The organism is Motilimonas eburnea, from assembly GCF_021295345.1.
GTDB lineage: Bacteria > Pseudomonadota > Gammaproteobacteria > Enterobacterales > CBDFNC01 > Motilimonas > Motilimonas eburnea.
Map to the genome: position 1 here is coordinate 25,759 of NZ_JAIMJB010000026.1, position 26,753 is coordinate 52,511.

At 47.5% G+C, this 26,753-nt stretch carries 26 protein-coding genes; 16 read left to right on the forward strand and 10 right to left on the reverse strand.

All coding sequences use genetic code 11. The features are described from left to right. The first annotated feature begins 5 nt into the window (after nt 1-5). The 10 genes from gspE (at nt 6) to K6Y21_RS19105 (ending at nt 8,539) form a co-directional block, all read left to right on the forward strand. Nucleotides 6-1,535, forward strand: coding sequence for a type II secretion system ATPase GspE (gene gspE, locus K6Y21_RS19060; RefSeq protein WP_233073485.1), 1,530 nt, complete (start codon nt 6-8; stop codon nt 1,533-1,535). Nucleotides 1,536-1,537: 2 nt separating this feature from the next. Further along, the gene (gene gspF, locus K6Y21_RS19065; RefSeq protein WP_233073486.1) at nt 1,538-2,758 is read left to right on the forward strand and encodes a type II secretion system inner membrane protein GspF; all 1,221 of its coding nucleotides are present in this window, start codon (nt 1,538-1,540) and stop codon (nt 2,756-2,758) included. Nucleotides 2,759-2,876: 118 nt separating this feature from the next. Continuing rightward, a complete protein-coding gene (gspG, locus tag K6Y21_RS19070) occupies nt 2,877-3,317 on the forward strand; it encodes a type II secretion system major pseudopilin GspG (protein WP_233073487.1) in 441 nt (146 codons plus the stop codon). Continuing rightward, nucleotides 3,318-3,914, forward strand: coding sequence for a type II secretion system minor pseudopilin GspH (gene gspH / locus K6Y21_RS19075; protein ID WP_233073488.1), 597 nt, complete (start codon nt 3,318-3,320; stop codon nt 3,912-3,914). After that, complete coding sequence (gene gspI / locus K6Y21_RS19080) at nt 3,911-4,300, forward strand: type II secretion system minor pseudopilin GspI (RefSeq protein WP_233073489.1); 390 nt, start codon at nt 3,911-3,913, stop codon at nt 4,298-4,300. The genes gspH and gspI overlap by 4 nt, the downstream gene beginning before the upstream one ends. Continuing rightward, nucleotides 4,287-5,066, forward strand: coding sequence for a type II secretion system minor pseudopilin GspJ (gene gspJ / locus K6Y21_RS19085; RefSeq protein WP_233073490.1), 780 nt, complete (start codon nt 4,287-4,289; stop codon nt 5,064-5,066). The genes gspI and gspJ overlap by 14 nt, the downstream gene beginning before the upstream one ends. Next, entirely contained in the window at nt 5,066-6,049 is a 984-nt protein-coding gene (gene gspK, locus K6Y21_RS19090) for a type II secretion system minor pseudopilin GspK (protein WP_233073491.1), read from the forward strand. The genes gspJ and gspK overlap by 1 nt, the downstream gene beginning before the upstream one ends. Further along, nucleotides 6,046-7,317, forward strand: coding sequence for a type II secretion system protein GspL (gene gspL / locus K6Y21_RS19095; RefSeq protein ID WP_233073492.1), 1,272 nt, complete (start codon nt 6,046-6,048; stop codon nt 7,315-7,317). Before gspK ends, gspL begins: the two co-directional genes overlap by 4 nt. Beyond that, nucleotides 7,314-7,787, forward strand: a complete 474-nt coding sequence (locus K6Y21_RS19100; protein WP_233073493.1) for a type II secretion system protein M — start codon at nt 7,314-7,316, stop codon at nt 7,785-7,787. The genes gspL and K6Y21_RS19100 overlap by 4 nt, the downstream gene beginning before the upstream one ends. Further along, nucleotides 7,784-8,539, forward strand: a complete 756-nt coding sequence (locus K6Y21_RS19105) for a type II secretion system protein N (RefSeq protein WP_233073494.1) — start codon at nt 7,784-7,786, stop codon at nt 8,537-8,539. Before K6Y21_RS19100 ends, K6Y21_RS19105 begins: the two co-directional genes overlap by 4 nt. A gap of 37 nt (nt 8,540-8,576) precedes the next feature. On the opposite strand, the gene K6Y21_RS19110 is transcribed toward K6Y21_RS19105, so the two are convergent. From K6Y21_RS19110 to yrfG, 3 genes are read right to left on the reverse strand one after another with little or no spacing between them, the layout of a single operon-like run. Next, entirely contained in the window at nt 8,577-9,572 is a 996-nt protein-coding gene (locus K6Y21_RS19110; protein ID WP_233073495.1) for a ribonuclease Z, read from the reverse strand. Continuing rightward, nucleotides 9,572-10,642, reverse strand: a complete 1,071-nt coding sequence (locus K6Y21_RS19115) for a DKNYY domain-containing protein (RefSeq protein ID WP_233073496.1) — start codon at nt 10,640-10,642, stop codon at nt 9,572-9,574. Before K6Y21_RS19115 ends, K6Y21_RS19110 begins: the two co-directional genes overlap by 1 nt. 57 nt (nt 10,643-10,699) lie before the next feature. After that, nucleotides 10,700-11,353 (reverse strand): GMP/IMP nucleotidase, encoded by a 654-nt coding sequence (gene yrfG, locus K6Y21_RS19120; RefSeq protein WP_233073497.1) that lies wholly within the window; start codon nt 11,351-11,353, stop codon nt 10,700-10,702. A 66-nt stretch (nt 11,354-11,419) separates the two neighbouring features. Here yrfG and nudE point away from each other — a divergent pair, with 66 nt between their 5' ends. After that, nucleotides 11,420-11,980, forward strand: coding sequence for an ADP compounds hydrolase NudE (nudE, locus tag K6Y21_RS19125; protein ID WP_233073499.1), 561 nt, complete (start codon nt 11,420-11,422; stop codon nt 11,978-11,980). Between the two features lie 2 nt (nt 11,981-11,982). Continuing rightward, a complete protein-coding gene (gene cysQ / locus K6Y21_RS19130) occupies nt 11,983-12,789 on the forward strand; it encodes a 3'(2'),5'-bisphosphate nucleotidase CysQ (protein ID WP_233073501.1) in 807 nt (268 codons plus the stop codon). Nucleotides 12,790-12,834: 45 nt separating this feature from the next. On the opposite strand, the gene K6Y21_RS19135 is transcribed toward cysQ, so the two are convergent. The 4 genes from K6Y21_RS19135 to K6Y21_RS19155 form a co-directional block, all read right to left on the reverse strand. Next, nucleotides 12,835-13,380 carry a TFIIB-type zinc ribbon-containing protein gene (locus K6Y21_RS19135; RefSeq protein ID WP_233073502.1) on the reverse strand — a complete coding sequence of 182 codons (546 nt, stop codon included), beginning with the start codon at nt 13,378-13,380 and terminating at the stop codon, nt 12,835-12,837. A gap of 144 nt (nt 13,381-13,524) precedes the next feature. Further along, nucleotides 13,525-14,877: a sodium-dependent transporter gene (locus K6Y21_RS19140; RefSeq protein WP_233073504.1), complete on the reverse strand. Its 1,353-nt coding sequence runs from the start codon at nt 14,875-14,877 to the stop codon at nt 13,525-13,527. Nucleotides 14,878-15,376: 499 nt separating this feature from the next. Further along, a complete protein-coding gene (locus K6Y21_RS19150) occupies nt 15,377-18,439 on the reverse strand; it encodes an efflux RND transporter permease subunit (protein ID WP_233073505.1) in 3,063 nt (1,020 codons plus the stop codon). Then, entirely contained in the window at nt 18,432-19,532 is a 1,101-nt protein-coding gene (locus K6Y21_RS19155) for an efflux RND transporter periplasmic adaptor subunit (protein ID WP_233073506.1), read from the reverse strand. The genes K6Y21_RS19150 and K6Y21_RS19155 overlap by 8 nt, the downstream gene beginning before the upstream one ends. A gap of 125 nt (nt 19,533-19,657) precedes the next feature. Between K6Y21_RS19155 and K6Y21_RS19160 the strand changes: the two genes are divergently transcribed. Further along, entirely contained in the window at nt 19,658-20,269 is a 612-nt protein-coding gene (locus K6Y21_RS19160) for a TetR/AcrR family transcriptional regulator (RefSeq protein WP_233073507.1), read from the forward strand. Nucleotide 20,270: 1 nt separating this feature from the next. Here K6Y21_RS19160 and sthA read toward each other — a convergent pair whose 3' ends face one another. Continuing rightward, nucleotides 20,271-21,701, reverse strand: coding sequence for a Si-specific NAD(P)(+) transhydrogenase (gene sthA / locus K6Y21_RS19165; protein WP_233073508.1), 1,431 nt, complete (start codon nt 21,699-21,701; stop codon nt 20,271-20,273). A gap of 539 nt (nt 21,702-22,240) precedes the next feature. Here sthA and K6Y21_RS19170 point away from each other — a divergent pair. The 3 genes from K6Y21_RS19170 to K6Y21_RS19180 all read left to right on the forward strand — a co-directional run bounded on the left by K6Y21_RS19170 (nt 22,241) and on the right by K6Y21_RS19180 (nt 24,090). Next, the gene (locus tag K6Y21_RS19170) at nt 22,241-22,624 is read left to right on the forward strand and encodes a YijD family membrane protein (RefSeq protein ID WP_233073509.1); all 384 of its coding nucleotides are present in this window, start codon (nt 22,241-22,243) and stop codon (nt 22,622-22,624) included. Between the two features lie 127 nt (nt 22,625-22,751). Beyond that, a complete protein-coding gene (locus tag K6Y21_RS19175; RefSeq protein WP_233073510.1) occupies nt 22,752-23,129 on the forward strand; it encodes a sirohydrochlorin chelatase in 378 nt (125 codons plus the stop codon). Between the two features lie 25 nt (nt 23,130-23,154). Next, nucleotides 23,155-24,090, forward strand: coding sequence for a LysR family transcriptional regulator (locus K6Y21_RS19180; protein WP_233073511.1), 936 nt, complete (start codon nt 23,155-23,157; stop codon nt 24,088-24,090). 62 nt (nt 24,091-24,152) lie between these two features. Here the strand turns inward: K6Y21_RS19180 and tdh are convergent, their stop codons facing one another. Together tdh and K6Y21_RS19190 are read right to left on the reverse strand one after the other, a co-directional pair. Beyond that, entirely contained in the window at nt 24,153-25,178 is a 1,026-nt protein-coding gene (tdh, locus tag K6Y21_RS19185; protein WP_233073514.1) for an L-threonine 3-dehydrogenase, read from the reverse strand. Between the two features lie 2 nt (nt 25,179-25,180). Next, nucleotides 25,181-26,377: a glycine C-acetyltransferase gene (locus tag K6Y21_RS19190; RefSeq protein ID WP_233073512.1), complete on the reverse strand. Its 1,197-nt coding sequence runs from the start codon at nt 26,375-26,377 to the stop codon at nt 25,181-25,183. Between the last annotated feature and the right edge of the window lie 376 nt (nt 26,378-26,753).

Genomic DNA, 26,753 nt, shown 5'->3' on the forward strand with positions numbered 1-26,753 from the left:
ACCCAATGGAAACGCCGCTGATAGATGAAAAAGCCATTGCGGATGAAGTGCCGCACTTTGAAGAGCAAACGAGCTCGGCAAAGCTGCTGCCTTTCTCATTTGCCAAAAATCATGGTGTAATTTTCAGCTCAGAGAATGGCCAAGCCAAGGTATATTGCAAGGCTGATGTTAAGCCAGAAATTTTCTTGGAAATTCGTCGCCAAATGGGCTCGCGCTTTAGCGTTGTGGTATTGGTTGATGAAGTTTTCGAGCAAACCTTGACGCAAACCTATCAGCGCGACTCGTCGCAAGCGCGCCAGTTAATGGAAGACATAGGTAACGAGGACTTCTTTGCATTAGCGGAAGAGCTGCCGGACAATGAGGACTTATTAGAGGCCGATGATGATGCGCCGATTATTAAGTTAATCAACGCCATGCTGAGCGAGGCGATTAAGGAAGGGGCGTCTGATATTCATATTGAGACGTTTGAAAAGACCTTGATAATTCGTTTTCGTATAGATGGCGTGTTACGCGAGATCTTAAAGCCTCAACGTAAACTAGCCTCTTTGCTGGTTTCTCGGATCAAGGTCATGGCTAAGCTAGATATCGCGGAAAAACGAATTCCGCAAGATGGCCGTATTGCATTAAGAATCGGTGGTCGTGCCGTTGACGTGCGGGTTTCAACCATGCCATCCAGTCACGGTGAGCGAGTGGTGCTGCGTTTATTAGATAAAAACGCCGTTAAGCAAATGTCTGAGCTAAACATGACGCCGCATAACCTTGAAATATTGAAGGACTTACTGCGTAAACCCCACGGCATTATTTTGGTAACGGGGCCTACAGGCTCGGGTAAAAGTACCACCTTGTATGCTGGCCTGTCGGACATTAACTCCAAAGACCGCAACATCTTAACGGTTGAGGATCCGATTGAATATTTGTTAGAAGGCATAGGTCAAACTCAGGTTAATACCAAAGTAGACATGACCTTTGCCCGTGGCCTTCGGGCCATCTTACGTCAAGACCCTGATGTGGTCATGATAGGTGAGATCCGCGACTTAGAGACGGCGCAAATTGCGGTGCAGGCGAGTTTAACGGGTCACTTAGTATTGTCGACCTTGCATACCAACACCGCCATTGGTGCGCTGACACGGATGCAAGACATGGGAGTTGAGCCTTTCTTATTATCTTCTTCTCTCTTGGGTGTACTGGCGCAGCGTTTAGTGCGAACCTTGTGCCCCGATTGTCGTGAGCCTCATGCCATGACAGCGAAAGAAAAATCCATGTTAAACATGCCAGCAGACGAAGATATTCAGGTGTTTCGTGCCAATGGTTGTGAGAGCTGTAACTTCTCAGGGTACAAAGGCCGTACCGGTATTTACGAGCTATTAGTGATGGATGACGATGTCCGTAACGCTATCCATGAGGGAGCCAGTGAACAGCAAATAGAAAAGATCGTGCGTCAGCAAACGCCTAGCATTCGCTCTGATGGTTTATCTAAGGTACGTGAGGGCATCACCACCATAGAAGAAGTCTTGCGGGTGACCAGAGAGGGATAACCATGGCAGCGTTTGAATATAAAGCCCTCGATAAAAAGGGTAAGCAGAAAAAAGGTTTGCAAGAAGCAGATACCGCACGTCAAGTCAGACAGATTTTGCGTGATCGGGGGTTAACGCCTGTTGAAGTGAAACCAGCTGCAGAGCAAGATAAAAAAGCCAGTAAAGGCGGCTTTTCTTTTAAGCGCAAAATTTCTACCCCTGAGTTGGCTTTGCTCACCCGTCAGCTGTCAACGCTGGTGGCGGCCTCTATGCCAATAGAGGAATGTTTAAAGGCCGTGGTTGAGCAAACCGACAAACCGAAAGTCAAATCGATGCTGTCGGCTGTGCGCAGCCGAGTGTTAGAAGGTTATACCTTAGCGGCCAGTATGGCTGAATTCCCTCATATTTTTGACGACTTGTTTTGTGCCATGGTCGCGGCGGGTGAAAAAGCGGGACATTTAGAGTTAGTATTGGACCGTTTGGCTGACTATACCGAGCAACGTCAGCAAATGCGCAGCAAACTGATGCAAGCCATGATTTACCCCTTAATGCTTACGCTCGTTGCTGTGGGTGTTGTCTCTATCTTGTTAACCTCGGTAGTGCCTCAGGTGGTTAGTCAGTTTGAACACATGGGACAAGACTTACCGGCTTCCACATTATTTTTGATTGCTAGCAGTGATTTTTTGCGTGATTACGGCCTGTTTATTGTGATTGGCATTGTGGGCGGATTACTGGGTTTAAAACAATTTCTTAAAAAACCGCGTAATCAATTGCGCTTTGACCGTTTTTTACTGAGCGTACCTGTGGTCGGAAAAGTGAGTCGAGATCTCAATACCGCCAGATTTGCCCGAACCTTAAGTATTTTGAATGCGAGCGCCGTCCCGTTATTAGAAGGTATGAAAATAGCGGGTGAAGTGTTAAGTAACTTATACGCAAGAGAAAAAGTCTCCGAAGCGACGGATTTCGTACGTGAAGGTACCAGCTTGGGCGCCGCCTTGGAAAATACCAAATTGTTTCCACCTATGATGCTACACATGGTGGCCAGTGGTGAGCGAAGTGGTGAACTTGACCAGATGCTTGAGCGCTCGGCCGAAAACCAAGACAAACAGTTTGCGGCCCAGGTAAACATGGCCCTTGGTGTATTTGAACCTGCGCTGGTCGTGACCATGGCTGGCGTGGTGTTGTTTATTGTGGCGGCTATCTTGCAGCCAATGCTCGCGCTCAATAATATGGTGGGCGGATAGCCTCCATTAAGTGATTGCTCAAGTGTTAACCGCACAGGGCAAGGTTGAGTGTGAATTCGATATTATTTGTGTTTTAACCTAAGTGGCAGCAATGCCCATTTTTATAGAGAGTGTCGTCATGAGAGTAAAAAGCAAACAACAACAACAAGGTTTTACCTTGCTAGAAGTCATGGTTGTTATTGTTATTTTAGGTGTGTTATCTGCCATGATTGTTCCAAACCTGCTTGGCAACAAAGAAAAAGCAGACCAACAAAAAGTGGTTTCTGACATCATCGCATTAGAAAATTCACTCGATATGTATAAATTGGATAACAGCCGTTACCCAACCACAGACCAAGGCCTTGAAGCCTTAGTGAGCAAACCAGCGGGTTCACCTGAGCCTCGTAACTACCGTGAAGGTGGTTACCTGAAACGTCTACCAAATGATCCTTGGGGCAATCCATATCTGCTGACCAGCCCAGGTGAGAAAGGTAACATAGATATCTTTTCGACCGGTCCAGATGGCGAAGAAGGCACCGATGACGATATCGGCAACTGGAATATGGATGAGTTTCAGTAAATGAATCGCGCTCGTCAACAGCCAGTATTGACCAAGGTAAAGCCAGCCATGGCCGGTTTTACCTTGCTTGAGATTATGCTGGTGATCATGTTGATGGGCTTAGTTTCTAGCGCTGTGGTCATGACCATGCCGAGTAACTCTGGTTACAAGGCATTGAAGTTGGAAACACAGCGTCTGGCGAGCTTTGTTGAGGTGTTAAGTGATCAAGCGCTGATGACCTCAAGAGAGCTTGGCATTGTCGTAGAAGAGCAAAGTTATCAGTTTGTATTTTACGATGTAGAAAAAAAACGCTGGTATGCCTTACCAGAAGACAAGATCAAAACTCAAGTAACGCTGCCAGAAGACATGGAATTGGCGTTAACCCTGTCAGGGTTTGTTTGGGATGACCGCGATGAGCAAGAAGAGCTTTTCGAAGATGAAAGCGTGTTTGATGAGCCAGAAGAACAATTGATCCCGCAAATTCATATTATGTCTAGCGGTGAAATTACCCCCTTTGTCATGCGGTTTAGGCCTACGGATAAGTCACAAGAGATCTGGGTGGAGCTTGAAGTGAAAATGACGGGGGAGATATTCGTGAATGAGGCTCCCGAAGAATGAATAAGGGTATCGCACACGTCTGTCAGCGCAAGCAAGGGGGGATGACCTTACTTGAGGTCATGGTGGCCTTGGGCGTCTTTGCTGCCGCGGGGTTGGCTGTAATGAATACCGCCAGTGAGCACGTACGCAGCTTGAGTTATCTACAAGAAAAAACCTTTGCCACTTGGGTAGCCAGTAATCAACTCACTCAAGCGACATTAGAAAAACGTTGGCCTGGGCCCTCTTGGGTCAAAGGCTCAGAAGAAATGGCGGGGCAAACTTGGTATTGGCAATGGCGCGGTGTGGAAACACTTGATCCTAACTTTAAAGCCTTGGATATAGAAGTCTCATTGGATGAGAAAGGGGAAGTGGCTTTGGCCACGGCGCGAACCTATGTTGGGCGTTAACCAAGCCAAGCAGCAAGGGTTTACCTTGCTGGAAATCTTGATTGCGATTGCCGTATTCTCGGTGTTGAGTTTAGCGGCTTATCAGGTATTACAAGGTGTGATCAGCAGCGATCAAATCTCCTCTGAACATACCCAAAGATTAAAGCAGTTACAGCGGGCCATGCTCATCATTGAACGAGATATGACGCAAATGGTGGCGCGAACCACACGCACAGGTGCAGAGCCGAGTAAGGATCTATTGCGCGCGGGTAAGTTTGTGGCTGAGTCGGAAAGCGATGGCATTGAGTTTGTGCGCTTAGGCTGGTCTAACCCTCAAGGTCAGTTTCCTCGATCTAATTTGGTCAGAGTGGCCTATCGGGTCAAGGAAAACAACCTAGAGCGTTTGTACTTTTTATACCCAGATATTGTGTCAGGCCAAGAGCCTGAAGTACAGGTTTTGATTCATGATGTTAACAGTTTAACCTTACGTTATTGGGATAAAAGTTGGCAAACCAGTTGGAGCCAGAAAGATAAATTGCCTGCGGGTATCGCCATGGAGTTTGATTTTGAAGCCTATGGGGTAGTGACTCGGCTATTTTTAACCCCTCAAGGAGAGGCGGTGAAAGCGCGTAAACCTGTGGTTCCAGAAGATCCTTCTTGTAAGCCGGATGAGACATCGCCACCTAATAATGGTGAAGGTAATGAAGATGGCGAAGGCGGTGAAGAAGGAGAGGAGAACGACAACAATGGCCCTAACGGCGGTCCGGTAAATGGAGGGCGTCGCTAATGCAAACAAGGGGCCCGTCATTTGCGCAACGGGGCGTTGCGTTAATTACCGTGTTGTTGATTTTGTCGGTGATGGTGGTGGTGGCCACTAACATGACCTCACGATTGCAAATGGAGTTGATGCGCACCCAAGGGCAAGTGATGAGTCAGCGTGCATACTGGTATGGCCATGCGGCCGAAGCCTTTGTCAAAATGACGTTAAAAAATACATTAAATGATGACGATGTGGTGAGCTTAAGTCAGGCTTGGGCAACCTCAGGCATGAGCTTCCCCCTTGATGGCGGTACCATCTCTGGGGAAATAAAAGATCGCCAAGGTTGCTTTAATCTTAATGCGTTAGACGAGGCCAATAAACCCGATGGCGCAAGGCCGCGCATTGCCACTCAGTTTCAAGCTTTGCTCGAGAGCTTAGAAGTAGAAGGCTATTATGCGGAGCAAATTACCGACTCAATGCGTGATTGGCTTGATGCGGATAGTGTGTCCGTGAGTAGTCAAGGAGCCGAAGACAGTTTTTATGAGGGGCGCGGAGTGCCTCACTTAACGGCGAATGGCCCCATGGTGGACGTATCTGAATTTCGTGCCATTCAAGGCGTCAGCCAAGGGGTATACAAAAAATTGGCCCCCTATTTATGTGCTATTCCGCAGCGTGAATGGCTGTTAAATGTCAATACGGTCGCTGCAGACCAGCCACAGGTCTTTCAAGCTTTGTTTACGCCTTTGTTAAGTCAAGATGGTGCGCAAAGCTTACTTGATGAAAGGCCCCAAAATGGCTGGTCAAGTAAGGACGACTTTTTCGCCGCATCGGCCCTGAGTGGGCTGCAAATTAGTGATGAGATTAAAGCGCAAGTAGATGTTAGCAGTCAGTTTTTTGAACTTGTGGGTGTTGCCGAGTTTGATGAAACCCAGGTTGCCCTGAATGCTTTGTTTCAAGCCAGTAAGAAAGAAGTGAAGACGCTAAGACGTCAATATGGAGGCGTTCAGTGAGTGAACGATTAGTAGTTCGATTAGGCAGTGAAGCCAACCATGTCATCGACTGGCTGGTTTGGTCCAGCAGTGAACAAGAGATCATCGCTTCGGGCCAATTAAACCATGCCGAGCAGTTGTCGCAATTACACGAAAAAGCGGGTGGACGGCCCATTATCACCCTATTACCCGCCAGTGATGTGCTACTGACTCAGGTGGAAGTGCCAGGTAAGCTGACAAAGCAATTACAGCAAGCTTTACCTTACATGATCGAAGAAGAGTTAGCGACGGATGTCGATAACTTACATTTTAGTGTTTTAAATTGTAGCCAAGGGGTGGCTCATCTTGCTGTGGTTGAAAAAAGTAAGATGGATACTTGGCTCGATTGGCTTGAAGCCGCGCAATTAAAATGTCGCCAAGTGCTGCCTGATGTACTGGCCTTACCGGCTAATGATGCCGCTTGGTCAGCCATGCAAATGGGCGATGATTGGCTGATAAAACAAGGTGAGTACAGCGGTTTCAGTTGCGATCAAAGCCTGCTACCTTTCTTGCTAGAGCGATGGCTAACCGCGACTGACTCAGAAGATGAGCCTAAGCCTAAAGCGAGCGCTAGCGAAGAAGCCAGTGATGAAACGGCAACCGAGGCTGGGCCACAGGTCATTTACAGTTATACGCCATTACCCCAAGACGTACCGGGCGATTGGCAACTGCAACCCCCTGAGTTGCCAATGCAACTGATGGCACAAGGTGCGTTAACCAGTTCATTAAACCTGCTGACGGGAGAGTATCAACCGCAAAAAGAGTACTCTAAGAACTGGTTATTATGGAAAAAAGTCGGGATAGCGGCCGCAGCCTGTCTGGTACTTGGCGTACTTTCGACCGTGCTTTCTTTACAACAGTTAAAACAAGAAAACGAACAACTCAAACAGCAAATCAAGCAAGTCTATGTCAGCCTGTTTCCTAATGAGCAAAATATCCGTGATGCGCGTATCAAAGCGCAGTTAAAGCGACATTTGGCAAAATTAGAGAATCAAACGCAAGGTGCTGATTTATTGGGAATGCTTGCGAAAATTCAGCCTGCATTCAAGCAAATCCCTTCTTTTAAGCCTGTTTCTCTCAAGTATGAAGCAAAGAACGCGGAGCTCAGATTGCAAATTAAAGCAGATACTTACGCTGATTTTGAGAAATTCCAAAGCTTATTAGACGCGAGTCTTGAAGTAAAACAAGGCGCCATGAGTAACCAAGGTAATAAGGTGACTGGAACGCTAACCATTAGGGGGCAAGGATGAAAGATTGGTGGGAAGGACTTGCTAGCCGAGAGCGTAATTTGGCCATTTTATCAGCCGTGGTGTTAGTGGTAGGGGCCTTATATTGGGGGGTCTATCAACCCCTTAGCCAAGCCCTTGAGCAAGAGCAAACAAGGCTTAAAAGTCATCAACAAACCTTAATTTGGATGAAGTCTAAGGGCCAAGATATTGTTAACTACCAAGCTCAACAACGATCAGGATCAGGCAATGTGAACCTGAACCAGTTGATCGGTAACAGCGCGCGTCAAAGCGGTATTACCATTAGCCGGATCCAACCTAAGGGTAATGAGCTGGAAGTTTGGATTGATAATATTGAGTTTAATAAGCTGCTTGCTTGGTTAAAGCAATTGCAGGAGCGTCATGGCGTCGTCACGTTAAACACAGATTTAGCGGTAGGTGATGCGCCGGGGACGGTAAAAGTAAGACGCTTACATTTAGGAGCGGCGGGATGAAGTTAGCCATCAAACCTATCATATTATGTGTATTGCTCTACTTGGTATTTTTAATCATTTTAATGCCAGCAAAATGGGCAGTGCAGTTTCTGCCTAAAACCTCAGGGGTTGAGCCCTCTGGTGTGACGGGCACCATTTGGCATGGGCAAGCGCAGCAGTTGATGTTACGTGGCGAGCAAATAGATAAAGTGCAGTGGCAAGTGAAGCCGCTGGCTTTACTCAGTGGACGTTTAGCGGCCGATTTAAAGTTTGGTCAGGGCAAAGGCATTACTGGTAAAGGTGAAATCGCTTATGGCTTAAGTGGTGCGCAGGCCAATGATTTTAATTTAACGGTTCCAGTACAGCGGGTGATGAAATATTTGCCTTTACCTATGCCTGTTGAAGCACAAGGCATGTTGGATCTTAACATCAAGTCAGCGGCCCAAGGGACGCCATTTTGTGACAACCTGGATGGCTACTTATTTTGGACCGATGCCAGCGTCGCGTTGCCAATGGGCGAAGTGATCTTGGGCGACCCTAGGGTGAAGTTAGAATGTGAAAAAGGCGGTTTAGCGGCGATCATCGATCAGCAGTCGGATCACCTTGAAATTAGCATGAAAACTTGGCTGCCTAACGACAAGCATTACCGTGTTGAAGGCGAGATCAAAGGTGGCGAGAAACTCGCTCCCGCCATCAGTCAAGCCCTTGATTGGATTGGACCTAAGCAAGCCAGCGGCGGCTACCGTATTAGTTTATCCAATATCCCACAGTAAACTATTTGAGGGCGTATTTGAGGGCGTATTTGATGACTTAGTTTAGGTCATCAAATCCCCCTTTGTTTAAACAACGGTTTAAACAACTCACTTCCCCTGCCGAATTAAGCTGATAATGGCCTAAGTCTTGGGCTAGCCATAATCGGCCATGATAAAACCGCTTAGCTTCTTGCTCTAACACGTTAATGGATGCAGCGCCTTTACCCCCAAATCGAGCACTAAAGTGCGTCATCACTAAGTTGTCTAGTTGGGCTTGTTGAGCAAATTTAGCCAACTTGGCAGCGCTAGAGTGCATCGGCGCAGGGCCAATTTTATCGCAAATAGCTTGGCTATAGGTGGCTTCGTGGATCAATACATTAGCGCTTTGCGCAGCCTCACTTAAACATTCGGGCGAGTCATTGTCCCCAGCCACTATGATGCTTCTTGGCTGCTGGGCGAGTTGCCAATAATCGCGTCCGTTTAATACCCTACCATCGGTTAGTGTGACTTGCTCGCCGCGTTGTATCTGCCCCCAAATTGGCCCACGAGCGATGCCTTCATGGACAAGTTTTTCGGTATCCAATTGATGGGCGATATCGTGTTCAACAAACTGCCAAGCGTGGCAAAGAACGCGGTGGTTTAATGGCCAAGCATAAACCTTAAACCCTGCCACTTGAACCGCCTCGGTTAGCTGGTTTACGTCGACAAAGGTTATTTCATAACTTAGCCAAGTATCGGTCAGCTTTAGGGTTAATGGGATAAACTGACTTAACTCAGCGGGGCCGTAAATAGTCAGTGGCTCGGTGCGCCCCGCCATGGAGGCACTGGCCAGTAAACCTACCAGACCAAAGCAGTGATCGCCATGGACATGGGTAATAAAGACTGCCCCTAATTGGGCCAAAGAGTAAGGGGCATGCAATAGTTGATGCTGGGTGCCTTCACCACAATCGATTAAACACCATTGCTTACTGCGTTTAAGGCGCAACGCGAGTGCCGTGACATTACGAGTTTTGGTCGGCGTACCCGCACTGGTACCAAGAAAAGTAAATTCCATTATTTGTCGCTTTCTAAGTGCTTACCGTTAAGGATATAGCCATGTTTATCATAAGCGTCAGATCCGGTGGCGTCATCATAATCGGTGACCACCAGTGAATCGCGATCAACCTGAGTGAGTACGATAGTAGGCTCATATTGCTGGCTAAAATAAACGCGGTGCTGATCACGCATATAGCCGCGGCCCAGTAATTCAAAACTAGCAGGGTCGGCCCCGGCAATGGGCTGTGAGCGCTCAGCAATCACGTCATAAACATGGTGTTTATCATAGCCATAGTATTGCTCGTCTGGGTATAGGTTAAAACTCTCCACATCGGCATCAGGCAAGATGATGTGCTGTTGGTAATAGACATGATGTTTATCTTTGGCTAAGGCGCCGAAAATGACCTTAAAGCTGGCTAAATCCGCATCGGGTACCTTGATACCATTGCAAAACAATTGCTTGCCATCGGTTAAATACACGGCATAACTGTCATCATGAAATAACGCGACTTGCTCGGGATTGAGATCTAGCGCCAGACTATAGCGATAAACGTGCTGGTTATCGGCCCAATATTCATCTAAGCCCTGCTCGACAAACAAGGGGTGAAAGCTTGCACTGTCAGCACCAAGGATCACTTCACCGCGATAATAAACTTGGTTTTCATCTTTGGCGTAAACGGCGTCTCGATAAGTGGGGGAATGCTCCAGTAAAGTAAACGATCCAGCACTGGCCATGGGTAATGGGTTACCGTTGTAATAGACTTGTTGGTCTACCACGCTGTAGCCTTCATTGGCGATGCCTTTTAACGTATTTGAAAGTAACGAGCCATAACTGGCATAAACTAAGGCTAAGTTTAGGGGGATCCCGATGAGGGCGAGGTATTTACCTGGAATCACAAACAAAGGCCAGTTACCTAAGGCGTAAACTAAAAATATCCCGCTGGGATACAGTAAGATGGCCATTGTCGAGTAAACACTTTGTGCATCATTAGTGGCGCCAGGGCCACCAAACATCATGACACTTAATATCCAAAACATGGGCCAACAGAGGATGGCTAGAATGGTTAATATTTGTACTGTTAGCAACATATGTATTCCCTGACTGTAAACGGTGTTATTGCCAACACCCCTATTCGGGTGAAAGGGTTATTTAGGCATGATCTCACTAAAGTTACTGATGGCACAGTGGCGATGAAAGTGCTTCTGCGGCAAGCCGGAATCAGGCAAATCAATCGCAATCAGGTGCTTGATACCAAAGGTTTTAGCTGCGTCGAGTACGGTTTCGTTGTCATCGATAAACAAGGTGCGCTGGGGATCAAATTGCAGCCTTTTTTGCACTTTATGCCACAGGCCTTGTTCTTCCTTGGGCATACCGAACTCATGGCTTGAAATACAGCTGTCGAAGAATTCAATTAAGCCGGTGTGCTCGTTTTTCAAGCGTAAGCCTTCGGGATGGGCATTGGTGACAAGGTGACTTTGTTTCTTGGTATGGCGAAGTTGTTGTAAAAAGGCTTTAGCATCTTGGCGCCAATTGATTTTATCTGCAACTTGATGCTGCAGCTGGTAGATATCGAGGCCTAAGGTTTGGGTCCAAAAATCGTAACAGTACCAATGCATACTGTCCTCTACGGCTTGGTACTTCTGCTGCATGATTTGCTGTGCCTGCTCAAAGGGGATTTGTAAATGATTGGCATAGGCAGTCGGAACCACATGATTCCACAATTGGTTGTCATAATGTAAATCGAGCAAAGTACCGTCCATATCAAGCAGTACAGTGTCTATCTCTTGCCAGTTGACCATGGTGTTCCTTATAAATATCTGATATACACGGGTAGTGTAACTTTTCTGATAGTAACAGGCGAGAAGATGGCTAAATCTATAAAAAAACCTAAGATTATCAATGCAGAGATAGTAGCGCAAAGTCGGTTTTTTAAAATTGAAGCGCTCGACCTTTGTTTTAGTAATGGCCAGCAGCGTCGTTATGAACGCATGAAAAGTAACGGTAATGGCGCGGTGATGGTGGTGCCGGTTCATCAAGGTGAGTTGATATTGGTAAGAGAATATGCCGCGGGCACCGACAGTTATGAACTGGGGTTTCCAAAAGGCTTGATTGATCCCGGTGAGCAGGCTGAAGTCGCTGCCAATCGCGAATTAATGGAAGAAGCGGGATTCGGTGCCAATCGGTTTAGTCCATTGAAGTCATTGCAACTTGCCCCCGCCTATTTTGCTAATGCGATGCAGGTATTTGTGGCGCAAGATTTATACCCGAAAGCCTTACCTGGTGATGAACCAGAGCCGATGGAAGTGGTGCATTGGCCACTAGCGCGAGCAATGGAATTGCTTAACGAGCCCGATTTTAATGAAGCGCGCAGTGTTTGCGCCTTACTACTTGCGTTGCAATGGCTAAATGCAGCGCCACAGGAGTGATTATGCAACCCATAGATTATTTGGCTTCTGCTTGTGAATTTGCCCGCCAAGCGGGGGCAATAATTAAACAAATTTATGATTCAAAAGATTATTCTGAACAAACCAAAGGCGATGATACGCCCGTGACTAGCGCTGATATTGCAGCGCATCAGTATTTGGTTAAGGCATTTCATGAATTAACGCCCGAGATCCCCGTCTTGTCAGAAGAGGCGGCTGATATTCCCCTTGCGCGCCGGGCCAATTGGTCGACCTACTGGCTGGTGGATCCCCTTGATGGTACGCAAGAGTTTATTTCTCGAAGCGGCGATTTTGCTACCATTATTGCGCTGGTGCATGATCATAAGCCCGTGCTGGGGGTTATCTACGCGCCCATTGCCGACGTTTGCTACTATGCTGTTGCTGGTCATGGGGCGTTTAAGCAAGTCGGGGCGAAAACGCCCGTGGCTATTTCCAGTATGCAATATGATGTCGATACCAAGCAGCTCAATGTGGCTGTCAGTAAGGTACAATCCTTATCTAAAATCACCAATTTGTTAGCGCCTGATTATAACTACAATATGATCCCGCTGGGTTCAAGCTCCCTTAAAAGCTGTTTAGTGGCCGAAGGCAGTGCAGATTGCTATGTGCGGGTGGGGCCAACCGGTGAATGGGATACGGCGGGGGCTCAGTGCATCGTGGAGGAAGCCGGCGGCAAGATCCAGAGTTTAAAGCTGGAAGCCTTAAGTTACAACGAGCGCGAAAGCTTAGAAAACCCCAACTTTATTGTGGTGGGAGATAATCAATTACCTTGGCATCGGATTATTCTTTAATCTGATACCAAGGTGCCCTTACGGCCAAGGCTTTATCTTGATGAGTTAAGCGCTGTAAGGGTCTTCAGCCACTAAGTAGGCCAGCATTTCGGCTTTGTGCTCAGCGCCTTGCAGCCAAGCTTTTACTTGCTGAAGCTGCTCGTAATCTTGTTCGCCAAAACGATTGGTGTATTGGGCTTTTAGTACGTCAGCGGTTTTTTCTAAGCGAATGTTGCGCTGCCATGGGTCGGTGAATATCTTATTAAGTTGGTTGCTTAAACCGGATTTAACCAAGAGTTCCCACTCGCCTTTGTCTAGCCAAATACCATTAACCGCCACACTTAAATCAACTTTATGTTGATGTTGGCTCGACATGCGGTATTTACGCATTAAGCGACCCGTGATAGGGCAAATAATCGCTTTCGTGGTTTCACTTGGTTCAACATCTTCAATGTCGGTGTCTTGCAATGGGGCAGGGTTTACCTCTTTCCATCTTAGGTAATCTGCAAGATAAAAGAAATGACCACCACAATGGTCACAATTTAAAGACGGTAATAATTGCGCGAGATGGCCTTGTTGTAATTCACCGGTTTCACAGCTGGTACATTGCATGAATTGTCTACTCCTGTCTGTTCAAGCTCACATTATATCTCGCATTATATCTCGCATTATTTGACATAAAAGTGCCAGATAAAGAAAAGGTGAAGCAGATGCTTCACCTTACGTGATCATGATGCGCTTTGGCTTCCCTTGTGGCTAGGCGGTGTAAGCTCGAAACACCAAAAAGCCAACAAGCAGCGGACAAACGTATTTAACATAGGCTGGCCAAATTTTCCAAAATATACTCTGCTCAATGTTTTCATCGCCTTGTTTTATTTCGGCTAATACCTTATTCCGCTGCCAAACCCAGCCAGCAAAAACACACACCATTAAGCTAATTAATGGCTGAGCGTATTGGGTCGAAATGGTAATGACCAAGCCAAACAAGCTGGCAAAATTAAATACGATGATGCAGCTTAAAGCGACACAGGTGATACCGACTAACCACACCACCTTGTTACGATCTAAGCGGGTGAGCTCACAGACAAACGCAACCGGTGTTTCCAACATGGCAATGGATGAGGTTAACGCCGCAATCACCAATAAAAAGAAAAAGCCAAAACTCACAATGTATTTTGCTGAGCCCATGGTCTCAAACAACGCGGGCAGCACGGTGAATACTAAATTGTCACCATCCACAAGTTGGCCAGAAGCATTAAATATTTCTACCCCTTGCGCCATGGCCACATACATGGCAGGAACGATCAACAAGCCAGCTAAAAAGGCCACGCCAGTGTCGACTAACGTGACTTGAGCCGCTAGCTTAGGCACGCTGTCTTGCTTGTTTAAATACGAGCCATACACCATCATGGCGCCAGAGCCCAGTGATAGAGAAAAGAAGGTTTGACCTAAGGCATTGGCCAGTAATTCTGGATTGAGGAGCTGGCTAAAGTCAGGGATCAAATAGGCTTTTAAGCCGGCCATGGCGCCTGCTTGTGTCATCATGTAAACGGCACTCACAATCAGCAATATAAACAGCAGCGGCATTAAGCGGGTTGCCCATTTTTCAATGCCGTCCTTGATGCCTTTTTTTACCACCAGAATCGTGAGCAGGCCAAAAGCTAGCGTAAAGACCAGATTACGAGACAAGGAAAAGTCAGTCAGCCATTGGCTATGTTCAGCTTGACCGGCTAAAGAGAACACGGGGGCTAAGGTAAAACTAATAAACCAGCCAGAGATAATGCTGTAGAAGGTAAAAATTAAGGTCACCACTAAAATAGAGCCGATACCAGCGATGGCCCCAAGGTGGTGAGTGAATGACGAGTTGGCGACACCTTGCATCGACTTCATCGGGTTAGCTTGACCTGCTCGGCCAATGAGCAGTTCGGCCACCAACATGGGATAACCCAGAATAAAGATCAGCGCTAAATAAACCAGTAAGAAAGCGCCGCCACCATTACTGGCAGCCTGAGTCGGAAACCCCCAAATATTACCAACCCCGACCGCGCAGCCAGCCGCGGCTAAAACAAAGCCCAGCCTAGAGCTAAATTGTCCTCGTGAATTTGCCATTTGCTTCTCGTATGTTGTGTTTATGCGGCTGAGCAAAAATGGCTCGGCCTATTGTTAGGGCCTGTTGACCTTTCGTGGTTGATTTTTGTTCGAGTGGGAGACACCCTGTCTAAAAGCGTTTTGAGCAAGGCGAGCGGTGTGTAGCTTAGCATTCTAAGTAAAGACCGCTCAACGACGCGCAAAACGCTTTTAGCCGAATCCAAAGGACAGCGTTTGTTGGTCATTTCTACTGCGTTAGCGCCTTTTCGCGTAGGTGACTATGCCACAAAGTCGCTGCCTTATATAAATACCCAACAAATCGCTGCAAAAACAAGCTCCAAAGATCAACAGGCCCTATGGTTTAGTCATTGAAACCGAATAGTGTGAGTTCGATAGCAAGTTGTCAAATGTATGTGCTGCAATTTTAGATAAAATAAGGTTTATTTTTTTAGTTTTACTCTATGTGTGAAGTTTTATGCTCTGAGGCGCAGGTGGCGCATCGTCAAGGCTTTACCTGGTTTTATGCTTGACGATGTACCTGCCTTGGCCGAAAAATAAGAAAGCCGGCGGGAACAAAGAAGAAAGATATCAACGTTGTTAGGGCGGTACCGCCGGCGATGGCGATAGCAAAGGGGGGCCAAAAACCGCCTCCGGCGATGATCAAGGGTAAAAATCCGCCCACGGTGGTGATCGTGGTTGAGGTGATATGGCGGGTACAACTCATGACACAGTTAAGTGCAGCGGTTTTATCCCCTTGCATCGCGTCGGCATTGGATTTGAGCTCGGCTAAGATCACGATGGCTGCATTGATGGCTAAACCAATTAAACCAAGTAGTCCAATGATCACGGTAAAGCCGAACGGGTAATTGCCTAAGTATACACTTAATAGTCCCAGCCCAGCGGCTTGCAGTGCGGTCAATATGATCAACAAACTCAAACGAAACGAGTTGAAAGACAGCACGATGACCGTAATGAGCAAGGTGATAACAAGGCCAAGACTGGCCAATAAGTTACCTACCGCGTCATCGCGTTTAGCGGCTTCTCCGCCAAACTCTAAGTGATAACCTGCTGGTAGCAATATGTTTTTTTCGTCAAGTCGCTCTTTCAGTTGATTCAGTACCGTGGCAGGCAATACGCCTTGTGTCAAGTATGCTTCGACCACATTCACACGCTGACCATCGCGCCTAGGGATGGCGCCGCGGCTAGGCTGTAGCTCAAGCTCAGCCAAGGCTGATAGCGGGATGATACCTTGCTGCGCTGAGGTCACATTAATGGCATTGAGGTCGGCGAGCTCATTGCGGCTATCTGCTGCCAGTTGGATCCGAATCGGAATGGACTCGGTCGATTCAATCACCTTACTGCCCACCATACCTTGAGTATTACCTTCAAGTTGTTCAGCCACTTGGGTTAATCCTAGGCCCATCACTCGGCTTGCTTCTTCATTAACATTAAGCCAGACCTTAGGGGTGCCTGCTAGTAGGGTAGCTCGAGTGTGCAGCACATCGGGTAGAGTGTAAAGAATCGCGCGAACGTCGTCACCCAGTTGCTTTAAAGTATCTAAGTTAGGGCCATACAGTCTGACTTCTATCGGGGCGTTAAAGGGGGGGCCTTGTTCTAGTTGACGAACGAGAATTTGCGCCTCAGGGATGGCTTGATCTAACTTGGCTTGTAGCTCATTAATTAACCGGTTGGCAACGCTAAAGTGGGCGGTTTTTATCATGGCTTGGGCGTAGTTTTGCGCCCCTTGTTGCCGTAATAGTAGGTTGTAGTAAAAGGTTGGCGCGTTATTACCAATAAACCAGCTCACGGCTTCTACACCTTCATACTGCTTGATGGTTTCGTCTATTTTTTGAGTGATCGCTCGGGTTCGCTCAATACTCGATTGAGGGGCTAAAAATAGCTCGATGTGGAACATATCACGATCTGAGGGGGGAAAAAATTGTTCGGTGAGTTGCCCTGCGCCATAAAAACCGGTCGCGGGTACGATAAATACCAACAACATGCTTAGCTTAGGGTAACTTAAGGACAAGCCAAGAACACGTTTAAAGGCACTTGCTAACCGAGGGAAGTGAATGCCGTTTTGGTACCAGCGGTGATTGGCTTCGCGCTGGCGGATAAAGCGCCCAGCAATACTGGCTAAAATGGTGTGCGAAATCAGGTATGAGCCAATTAAGGAAAAAATAACGCTGAGGGCGATACCGCCAACAAATTCACCCGCAGGCCCGGGCATTAAGATAATGGGCATAAAGGCCAAAATGGTGGTCAAGGTAGAGCCCAGCAAAGGTAGCCAGAGGTGGCGGATGGAGCGCTGCACCGCATACAATGGCGACATGCCTTGATGACGTTTTTGACCGATAGAGTCCACCATGACGATGGCGTTATCAACCATAATACCTAAAGCAACCACCAAGCCGGTGACCGACATTTGATGGATAGGTAAGCCAAAATACTTCATGCAACTTAAGGTAAACAGCACCGTCACTGGCAGTGATAAAGCCACCATTAACGCCGAGCGCCAGCCCAATGTAAGCAATAGCACTAAGGTAATAATGGCAAAACCAAATAATACGTTATCCATTAATTCCATTAAGCGGGTTTGGGTATAGCCATTTTGATCAAAAATCACTTCACTGGTGATATTGGTGGGGAGATCTTGATTAAAGGTGGTTAGGGCTTGGTCTACTGCATTTGACCAAGTATCGATGCGTAAATCAGGCAACATACGTGCTGACACCACCACGCCCTGTTGGCCATTAATGATGGCAATACTGGCCTCTGGCGTTCGTATGCTGCGTTTAACTTGGGCCAGATCACCTAGGCGGTAAATAAAGCCTTTATTGTCACTGAGCAATGGAATTTGCCGAATACGCTCAAGGGAGTCGAGTTCGCCGCGCAGTTCTAGCTGCATCACATTATCTTGGTTACTTAGCTCACCGGCAGCGACTTTAGCATCGGCATTATTAATTAACTGAGCAATATGCGCACTGGTCAGCCTCAGTGCTGACGCGGTATCAACGTCTAGTTCGACCAATATTTCTTCTTCGGGCGCCCCTTGCACCTCAACAAAGTCGGTGCCCGCAATCAAGCGCAAGCGATTTTGTAATTCACTGGCGTAACGGCCTAAAATCGCGATATCTGCGGGCGTGTCACCTGCCCATGTCAGCGCAATAATGCGGGTAAAGGCGTAGCCTCTGTCATCGTCTAAATGAGGGGGGAAGCTGCCCTGAGGTAATTCAGGGGTGATATCACTTAGTAGATCTCGAATTCTTGACCACACCGGAATGCCTTGGGTGATCTCGTCTTTTAGTTCTACTTGGATCACCGAAATGCCGGGGCGAGATGTTGAGGTAAGCACTTTTATTTCGGGCAGTTTACGTATTTTACTTTCTATTTTTTCACTGATCAGCGCTTCTACTCGTTCAGCTGATGCGCCAGGATATTGCGTGATCACCGTGGCGAAGCGGTTGTTGATCCGCGGATCTTCCATTCGGGGTAAGGTATGCAGTGCACCAAGACCCGATACAATCAGTACAACCAGCGCTAAGACGAGTAACCGTGTGTTGTTAACCAAGACCTTAATCATGCTTGGTGCTCCATTGGCTGGTTTGCGTAGTTACGTGTTGGCCCGGCACAAACTTATGTAACCCAGTTGCAATAATGCGCTCTTGATCTTGTATGGCGCCATAAATAAAAGCAGCATCTTGGTTGGCATGGGCGACCCGTACATCGCGGCGTTCAATTTGCCATGCTTGCTCCTCTTGTTGTACTAATACAAATACATTCCAAGTACCACGTAGGCCATCGGTTAATGCACTTAAGGGCACCCAAAAGCCGCTTTGTGGCTGCTGTTCTACCAGATTAAGGTAGGCTAACTGACCCGGTATGAAGCTAAAGTTATCATCGATGGCAAACCTCAATTGCACGGTGCGAGTGGCAGGATCGACCGACGCGCCTTTGGTGATCAAGCTAACTGGCACCGTTTGCCCTGCGATGGTGGCGTGGGTGTGTTGGTTTAAGCTGTGATCAAGTTTATCAATTAGGCGCACAGGCAAACCAATGCGGACTTCTTGATCCGATAGCTGCAGTAGTTCAAAGACAGGGCTACCCGCACTCACGACTTGGCCTTGAGATACGAGGCGTTGACCCACTTGGGCGTCAAAGGGGGCGATTAATTGCGATTTTTCGATACGTGTTTGGTTCGCGGCAAGGGAGGCATTAATACGGGCTTTATTGGCAAATAGCGACTTTTGTTTCGCCTTGAGCTCATCCACGCTTTGGTCTGAGGTATAGCCCTTTTTTTGCAGTGAATTGAGCCGATTAAGGTTTGCTTTAACCAGTACGATATCGGCGTCGGTTTGGGCAAGCTGGGCGTAAAGCTCATCCCGTTCAATTTGCAATAATTCCGTGTCTAGGCTGGCTAAGACACTGCCTTTGGTGACTCGCTCACCTGTGTTTGCGACTAAATCCGCGATTTTGCCAGCTAATTCGAAACCTATGTTGGCATTTTGTTTTGCAAACACGCTACCGACAAATTGCCTGTCTATGGTAAACCCCGTTTGCTGTTTTAATATAATACTTTCGGTATGATGGAGCGCGTTATTGGTAGCGGTAGCAGGCGTGCTGATGAGTAAGGCCCACAATAAACATGCGGTGTTGATGAAATTGAGTTTGCCCATGTGACATTCCATATTATTCTGGACTATAGAGTCTAGTTTATTGCTGTTTAGACTCAGCAGTCTAGTATTTATTTGCTTTTAATTTGATTGGCAACGCATAAAAAACGCAACAATAGAGTGTGCTTATGATGAGTAAGAATAGAACAAAAAGTGAAGACAAGCGGCGTTTGATCCTGAAAGCCGCGGTGCGTTTATTTGTGGAGCATGGCTTTACCCAAGTAACCATGGCCAAGATTGCCGAGCAGGCTGGCGTGGCCAAACAAACGGTTTATAGCCATTTTGGTAATAAAGAAGACTTGTTTGGGGCTGCAGTTGAATATAAATGCGCCAGCTTAAAGTTGAGTGAAACCTTGTTACAAGGTGACCAAGATGTCGAGACAAGTTTAGTGGCCTTTGCCAAGCAATTTGGTGCGTTTATTATTGAGGTGGAAACCGTCAACACCCATACCCTATGCGCCTTTGAAGCCAAGCACTTACCTCAGTTGGCCGATATCTTCTTTCGTTTAGGGCCAGATACGGTGATCACCGCACTGAGCCAATTTTTTAGTTTTCAACATCAGCAAGGCGTGCTCAATGTCCCTCAGCCACGTTGGGCTGCGAGCCAGTTTTTAGGCATGGTGATGGGCGAGGCGAGGTTAAGAGCGGAGTTAAATCAAATGGATGACACCACTCTCGCAGAGCGAGAGCAGTATTTAGTCAACTGTGTTGCATTGTTTTTAAATTTTTACCGAACCTAGACTAAAACAAACGGTTCAAACCATTTAATGCCGCCACGCGATAGGCTTCGGCCATGGTGGGGTAGTTAAAGGTGGTATGAACAAAATACTCTATGGTATTACCGCCGTTTTTTTGCTCCATAATGGCTTGGCCGATATGGATAATTTCCGAGGCACGCTCACCAAAACAGTGAATGCCTAAAATTTCTTTGGTTTCACGGTGGAACAAGATTTTAAGGCTGCCCACATCTGAGCCTAAGATTTGCGAGCGAGCTAAGTGTTTAAACTGAGCGCGTCCCACTTCATAAGGCACCTTTTGTGCGGTGAGCTCTTGTTCGGTCTTACCTACCGAGCTAATTTCTGGGATGGTGTAGATGCCTGTCGGAATATCTAAGGTCAGGTTCTTGCGCGCCTTGCCACTGACGATGGCTGAAGCCGCAATTCGGCCTTGGTCATAAGCGGCGCTGGCTAGGCTTGGGTAACCAATCACATCGCCCACGGCGTAGATGTTTTCTACCTCGGTTTGATAGTTTTCATTCACTTTTAGTTGGCCGCGTCCATCAGGCGTGAGCCCCACTGACTCAAGGTTGAGCTTGTCGGTGTTGCCGGTTCGACCATTGGCAAACAGTAAACAATTGGCCTTCATTTTCTTACCGGATTGCATATGCATCACCACCCCATCAGGGTGAGTTTCTACGCTTTTATATTGCTCGTCATGACGAATAATAATGCCAGAATTTCTAAAGTGATAAGACAAAGAATCGGACATTTCCGCGTCCAAAAACGACAGTAAGCGCTCACGGTTGTTAATCAAATCCGTTTTAATATCAAGCCCTCTAAAGATAGAGGCATACTCAGAGCCAATGACCCCCGCGCCATAGATGATAATGCTCGACGGGTGGTAATCCAGAGATAAAATGGTGTCGCTGTCGTAAACATGGGGGTGAGAAAAGTCGATATCCGCTGGGCGGTAAGGGCGTGATCCCGTGGCGATAATAATGTTTTCGGCACTCAAGTAATCCAGTGAGCCGTCATTCTTGCGTACTTGTAGGGTGTTTTTATCAACAAAGGAGGCTTCGCCAAAAAACAAATCACAGTCATTGCGATCGTAAAAGCCTTTGCGCATGTGTACTTGTTTACGGATCACCGATTGGGCGTGGCTCAGAATCTCAGCAAAAGTCAGGTGTTTACGTGGTTGATCCTCGCCAAAAATGGGGTTGGAATTAAATTCAATTAAGCGGCTCACCGAGTGACGCAACGCTTTTGAAGGTATGGTGCCCCAGTGAGTACAACCGCCGCCAACCGAGTGTGCTTTTTCAATAATGGCGACCTTTTTGCCTCGTTTTGCCAACTTCATGGCCGCCCCTTCGCCGCCAGGGCCTGTACCAATGACAATGGCATCATAATGCGCCGCGATTTTAAACGGCGTTGCTGTATTGGTTTTTTTACTCACGGGATGTCCTTTTTATTTGTTATTTCGCACACAGGCTACTGTCAATATTAGGCCTTAAGTTTGTTGGATGCAGAGGTAATCAGTGCCCTTGGCGCTGGCACAGAAAATGCGCTGTGTTAGGGCAAAAATTGAATGAAAGCTCTGACAGTTCCTGATAGTCACAGCAAAATAGCAAATTTCAGCCTGAAATACCCTTAGTTGTTGCTATTTTGAGATCAGTTTAACAAGGTGTTACATCGAAGTTAATTCGGCTTAAGTCGTAAAGGTGTAACGATATTTTGCATGCCTTTGGAAATACCACTCGCCGGCCATGTTTTTGTTTGCGGGATAGGTTTTGGGCTAGATCATTTTCGTTATTCCTTAAACACGCTATTATGTCGCTGAGTCAATCGCTCATGTTAAATTAATGCGAATTTCACAGGACAGTGATGGAGATCAGGTTTATCCTCTATTAGGGATGCCTAGGTTAGGACGCCTCGGTTAGGACGCCTTGGTTCGCCAAGCTTAATTCATGTTCCATTTTTTCAGGATACTGCCTTATGACAAATACAATTGAACGTAAGCCTTTACTACTCGCTTTTCTGACAGGCCTATGTGGTAACGCCTCACTGGCGGCGCTCACTTCTGCTCATGTTAACTTTTCTATCTTTCCCATCATTGCCTTTGTGTTTGCGATATCTGCGCTGTGGCAGTCGTACGTTGAAGGGCCGATGGCAGGCGACACGCCGCGCTGTGCGTTAGCGATGTTCTTTATTGGTGCACTGGGGTATTCGTCGTTCCTACGCGCAGAATTTCCCGATATCGGTCACAACCTGATTCAGATTTTCTTGTGTCTAGGTTTGGCGTTTTACGTGGCGGTAAAAATGGGGTTTGGTCAGCCAAATCAAAGCCAGAAAGCCACTGAAGCAGAGCCGCAAAGCTAAGCTGATGCGAAATGATGGCCAATAAGCTCCTGCGGGAGCTTTTTTTGTGCGCTTGTTTTTACTCATGAATCTAAATCCGCCATAATCACGTATCCTTGTTTTTGCCAAAATATGAGAATCTAAGATCATGAAAGCACTTGTTGTTATCGCCCACGGCAGTCGCAATGCCTTGGCCAATGAAGAGCTAAAAAACATGGTGGCACAATTGAGTAAGCAGCCCGAAAACAGCCATTTTGAACTGTTTCAGGCAGGCTTTTTAGAATTAGCCACGCCTTCTATCGCAGACAGTTTTGATCAGCTGATAGCACAAGGTGCAACGGAATTTGTCGTGTTGCCTTACTTTTTAAACTCAGGCGTGCATGTGCAAAAAGATATCCCCAATGCCATTAATCAATACCGCGAACGTTTCCCTGAGCTTAATTTCACCGTATTAACCCATTTTGGTGGTGCGCAAGGCATTTTGAGTTTAGTCACCGAGCTGGTGGCCGAGCCGCAGTTGTCGTAACTATTTCCAATGAAAGCTATGCCCCATGCAAACTAAGTTAATCGCCTTATTGCCCGATTTAGCCAGCTTTATTCACGTGGTGGAAGAGGGCAGTTTTACCGCCGCGGCCAATAAACTGGGCGTCACGCCTTCCGCCTTAAGTAAGCTCATCACCCGTTTAGAAGCGGCATTATCGGTTAAGTTATTTCAGCGCACCACACGGACCTTGATCATCACGCCCGCCGGACAAAGGGTTTATGAGCAAAGCTTAGTCATGGTCAACGCGGCGCAGCAAGCCATTGAAGTCTCCGAGCTTGAGCATAGTGAGCCTGCTGGCGCATTAACGGTGGCAGCGCCAGAAGCGTTTTTATATTCGGTGCTACAGCCTTGGGTGCTGCCGTTTTTACGTCAATATCCCGAAATCCAATTAAAGTTAAGGGCAGCCGACGGTGCGATTGATTTGCTTAAATACAATATCGACGTGGCGTTTAGATTGACCGATAAACCCGATGAAAACCTAGTGCTGCGCGAAATATGTAAAACCAACTTAGTGTTATGTGCAAGCCCCGAATACCTAACTCAGCGCGGTGTGCCGCGCCATCCCACGCAATTGGCGCAGCACGATTGTTTATACCTAGCCGAAACCGAGCGGGATAACCTATGGGATTTTCTTAAAGACGATGCCTTTCATACTGTGGCGGTCACAGGGCGCTACGCCGTTAACCATTCCCAAATGCGCTTAAAAGCGGTGCAAGAGGGATTGGGCATAGGTATCTTTCATGATTTTGTGGTGCAAGAAGCCATTGCCCAAGGCAGCGCAGTGCAGGTATTAAGTGATTGGACCATTAAAAGCAACTACCACGGCGCCATCGCTATGCAATACCCTCAGAGCAAATACATGCCAGCTCGGGTGCGGGTGTTTATCGATTTTGTGATGGCGCATTTAAGCCCAAGGCTTAATCGGCCGCTGACGACAACATAATGATATTAGTAATGCGCAAATAGGAAATCAGCCCCACGAAAACGGGGCTGATTGTTAAGCATCTAGCGCCAATCCAATATCACTTTCCCCGAAGCCCCGCTACGCATGGTGTCAAAGCCTTGTTGGAAGTCATCTACCTTAAAATGATGGGTGATGATGGGGGTCAAATCTAAGCCTGATTGAATCAAGCTTGCCATCTTGTACCAAGTTTCAAACATCTCACGGCCATAGATGCCTTTGATCACTAGACCTTTAAAGATCACTTGGCTCCAGTCTATCGCCATATCCGATGGCGGAATGCCGAGTAGGGCGATGCGGCCGCCGTGGTTCATGGTTTTTAGCATGGCGTTAAAGGCACTGGGCACGCCAGACATTTCAAGGCCAACGTCAAAGCCTTCGGTCATTCCAAGCTCTTTCATCACATCTTGTAAAGATTCGTTTGCAACATTAACGGCGCGGGTTACGCCCATTTTACGGGCTAACTCAAGGCGATATTCATTCACATCGGTGATCACCATATGACGGGCGCCCACGTGTTTGGCGACTGCGGCGGCCATAATGCCAATTGGGCCTGCGCCGGTGATCAGTACGTCTTCACCCACTAAGTCGAACGATAATGCGGTATGTACGGCGTTGCCGAAGGGATCAAAGATAGAGGCGAGATCATCACTAATGCCATCGGGGATCTTGAAGGCGTTAAACGCTGGGATCACTAAATACTCAGAGAATGCGCCGGTGCGATTAACGCCAACCCCGACGGTGTTGCGACATAAATGGGTGCGACCGCCGCGACAGTTACGGCAATGGCCACAGGTGATATGGCCTTCGCCCGATACCCTATCGCCAAGGTTAAAGCCGCGCACTTCTTGGCCAATGCCCACCACTTCGCCCACGTATTCGTGGCCGATAACCATGGGTACGGGAATGGTGTTTTGTGACCATTCATCCCAGTTATAGATATGGATGTCGGTGCCGCAAATGGCGGTTTTGCGAATTTTGATCAGCAGATCGTTGTGACCCAGTTCAGGCATTTCCACTTGGGTCATCCAAATGCCCGGCTCGGCGTGAAGTTTGGCGAGAGCTTTAATGGTCATTTGATCAGTCCCATGTCTTGGCCAACGGCAATAAAGGCGTCAATGGCTTGGTCGAGTTGCTCGCGGCTGTGTGCAGCCGACATTTGGGTGCGAATTCTGGCTTGCCCTTGTGGCACCACAGGGAAAGAAAAGCCGATCACATAGATGCCTTTCGCTAATGCGCGCTCGGCAAATTCAGCGGCCACTTTGGCATCACCCAACATGATGGGAATGATGGCGTGATCGGCTCCGCCTAGGGTAAAGCCTGCCGCTGCCATGCGAGTACGAAAATGGCTGGCATTGGCCCAAAGCTGAGCGCGTAAATCATCGCTTTGCGCTAATAAATCAAGCACTTTAATGGATGCGTTCACGATAGCGGGGGCCAGTGAGTTAGAGAACAAATAAGGGCGTGAGCGTTGGCGTAGCCAATCTACTAGCTCTTTTTTGCCTGAGGTGTAGCCGCCCGATGCGCCGCCCATGGCTTTACCGAGTGTGCCGGTAATAATATCAATGCGATCTATCACATTATGAAATTCATGGGTGCCGCGGCCATGCTCGCCCATAAAGCCTACCGCGTGGGAATCATCGACCATTACAAGGGCATTGTATTTATCGGCTAGATCGCAGATAGCGGGCAAATTAGCCACGATACCATCCATGGAAAACACGCCATCGGTGACGATAAGTTTGGTTTTCGCGCCCGCGGCATCGGCTGCCATCAATTGCTGCTCTAATGCTTGCATGTCGTTGTTGGCATAACGATAACGCATGGCCTTACACAAGCGCACGCCGTCTATGATGGAGGCATGGTTTAGGGCGTCTGAGATGATGGCGTCTTCTGGGCCTAAAATGGTTTCAAATAAACCTGTGTTGGCATCAAAGCACGAGGTGTACAAAATCGTGTCTTCTTTGCCTAAAAAGTCCGATAGCTTTTGCTCAAGTTGTTTGTGGATGTCTTGGGTACCACAAATAAAGCGCACCGATGCCATGCCAAAGCCGTGTTGCACCATGCCATCACAGCCTGCTTGAATTAAATCTGGGTGATTAGCCAAACCTAGGTAGTTGTTGGCACAAAAGTTGAGTACTTGCTCACCGCTGCTGATGGCGATCTTGGCTTGTTGCTGCGAGGTGATCACCCGCTCTGATTTGTATAAACCTTGCTCTTTAAGAGAGCCAAGCTGTTGTTGGATATGCTGATAAAATGCCGCAGCCATAACGATACCTTTAGGTTGAATGCTGTGAAATCTCAGTGGGCTTAAGTGGTTTAATGCCTGCCTAAGCCAATGCTGAGTCATACCTAAAGTGTAATTCAAGGGGGAAAGGGCGATTATCCCATAAGGTGGAAAAGCATTTGTGAATTTAAGGCACTAATGCTTGGTTTATGTTGCTAGGAGCCCTTGTGGGAGCGGAATTTATTCCGCGAAATAGCGCATGACTAACTCAATAATTCGCGGTTTAAAAACCGCTCCTTGTATGTTGTAACCAAACATATTTACTATTGAACCAGTTCCGGGGAAGCCGCCCGCTCCTTGAAGCAGAATCCGTTCTGACTTCGTCTGTAGAGGGGCTCCCCACCTCATTGTTCAGCTC